At 72.1% G+C, this 1,277-nt stretch carries 1 protein-coding gene; it reads left to right on the plus strand.

Features of this window, described 5'->3' with window-relative positions; all coding sequences use genetic code 11:
* The first annotated feature begins 222 nt into the window (after positions 1 to 222).
* Positions 223 to 1,236 carry an RluA family pseudouridine synthase gene (locus tag AC1D15_RS32885; RefSeq protein WP_477829366.1) on the plus strand — a complete coding sequence of 338 codons (1,014 nt, stop codon included), beginning with the start codon at positions 223 to 225 and terminating at the stop codon, positions 1,234 to 1,236.
* Positions 1,237 to 1,277: the final 41 nt, after the last annotated feature.

Consider the following 1,277-nt stretch of genomic DNA (forward strand, 5'->3'; position numbering starts at 1 on the left):
CGTAGCTGCCGGCATCGGCTTCGGACTTCGCCTCTGCATACAATTTCTCGACGGTCATCCCGGCCGTTTCGTCTTTCGGGGTCGAGCCACAGGCTGCGAGCAGGGCGGCCAACACGGCTGCCGATGCCAGGCCCGACCACCGGCCAACCAAGCGAATCACATTCATGAGCCTCGTGGCGCCACTGCCGCGGCGCTTCCTGTCGAAAGAAGAGCGGCGATTATATGGTTCACCCCCCCAGCGACCCGGCGCTGCTTCCTGGCGATCCCGATGACGAGGGCCTGGAGGTCGGCGCCGGCGAGGCCCCCGAGCGCCGCGTCGCGCTGATCGATCGCAGCCTGCACGGCGTGCGGCTCGACAAGGCGCTGGTCGCGATGGCCGGCGAGTTCTCGCGCAACCACCTGCAGACGCTGATCGAGGGCGGCCATGTGTGGGTCGACGATCGCCCGGCGACGCAGGCCTCGCGCAAGGTGTCGGCCGGCCAGCAGCTGGTGGTCGAGCTGGTGCCGACGCCCGAGAGCCGCGCCTTCCGCCCCGAGGCGATGGCGCTGGCCATCGTGTTCGAGGACGACGCGCTGATCGTGGTCGACAAGCCCGCCGGCATGGTGGTGCACCCGGCCGCCGGCAACTGGTCGGGCACGCTGCTCAACGGGGTGCTGGCGCACCACCCGGCCGCGGCCACGCTGCCGCGCGCCGGCATCGTGCACCGGCTCGACAAGGACACCTCGGGGTTGATGGTGATCGGCAAGACCCTGCCGGCGGTGACCGCGCTGGTGCGGGCCATCGCCGCCCGCGAGGTGCAGCGCGAGTACCAGGCGCTGGCGCACGGGCGGGTGCCGGCGCAGCCGTTCCGCATCGACGCGCCGCTCGCGCGCGACCCGCAATCGCGCGTCAAGATGGCCGTGGTCGGCGGCGGCAAGCCGGCGCAGACCGACGTGACCCGGGTGGCGCTCGCGGAGTTCGACGAAGGCGCGGTGAGCGCGGTGCGCTGCAAGCTGCACACCGGGCGCACCCACCAGATCCGCGTGCACCTGGCCACGCGCGGCCACACGCTGCTGTCGGACGCGCTGTACGGCGGGCGCCCGGGCCTGGGGCTGGCCCGGCAGGCACTGCATGCGGCGCGCCTGGGTTTCGCGCACCCGGTGGACGGCCGCCCGATGCAGTTCGAGGCGGCCCCGCCCGCCGATCTGGCGCAGGCCTGGCAGCAGGTGATCGAGGCCTCCGAGAAAGCCCCGTGACAGGGTCATCGCAGGGCCTATACAATGGCGCACAATCGCTG

This window comes from Rhizobacter sp. P2_H2 (assembly GCF_056403375.1).